General features: G+C 62.6%; 1 protein-coding gene and 1 pseudogene. Both read left to right on the forward strand.

Annotated elements, in window-relative coordinates; genetic code table 11:
• Nucleotides 1–250 (forward strand): DJ-1/PfpI family protein (locus tag AC0T7J_RS25050; RefSeq protein WP_473798409.1); only part of this gene is annotated, 250 nt, incomplete at its 5' end.
• 162 nt (nucleotides 251–412) lie between these two features.
• A pseudogene (locus tag AC0T7J_RS25055) lies at nucleotides 413–938 on the forward strand (hypothetical protein); the annotation flags it as partial.

Consider the following 938-nt stretch of genomic DNA (forward strand, 5'->3'; position numbering starts at 1 on the left):
GGTCAAGACTGCCGCTTTGGCGGGCAAGCCGATTGCCGTGATCTGCCACGGCAGCTGGGTGCTGATCTCGGCAGGACTGGTCAATGGCAAGACCATGACCAGCTACAAAACGGTCAAGGACGATCTGGTCAATGCCGGGGTCAACTGGGTCGACCAGGAAGTAGTCAAGGACGGCAACCTGATCAGCAGCCGCCAGCCGGATGATGTGCCAGCGTTCAGTCAGGCCCTGATTGACGCACTGGCTGCATAAGAGCTGAAATCGCTTTCGCGAGAAGGCTCGCTCCCACAGGTGAATGCATTCCAAGTGTGGGAGCGAGCCTGCTCGCGAAGGGGCCACCCGCTTTTCATCGCAGGCCAGACCGGAGCACGCCTCAACACGCTATACTCCCGCTCTTTTTTCCGGAGCGACGTCATGTCCCTGCCTAGCCTGCGCCTCAAAGCCAACGCCGACCGTCGCCTGCGCAACGGCCACTTGTGGGTCTACAGCAACGAAATCGACGTGGCCGCCACGCCTCTGCACGGCTTCAAGGCCGGCGATCAGGCGGTGCTCGAAGCCGCTGGCGGCAAGCCGTTGGGCATCGTCGCCATGAGCCCGAACAACCTGATCTGCGCGCGCCTGCTGTCGCGCGACATCAAACTGGCCCTCGACAAGTCGCTGCTGGTGCATCGCCTGAACGTCGCGCTGTCGTTGCGCGAGCGCCTGTTCGACAAGCCGTTCTATCGTCTGGTCTACGGCGACTCCGACCTGCTGCCGGGTCTGGTGGTCGATCGTTTCGGCGACATCCTCGTGGTGCAGATCGCCTCGGCGACCATGGAAGCGCATAAACACGACGTGATCGCCGCGCTGACCCAGGTGCTCAAGCCGAGCGGCATCCTGTTCAAGAACGACTCCGCCGCCCGCGACGCCGAAGGCCTCACCCGCTACGTCGAAACCGTAT

The sequence above is a fragment of the Pantoea sp. E956-1 genome (assembly GCF_982223955.1).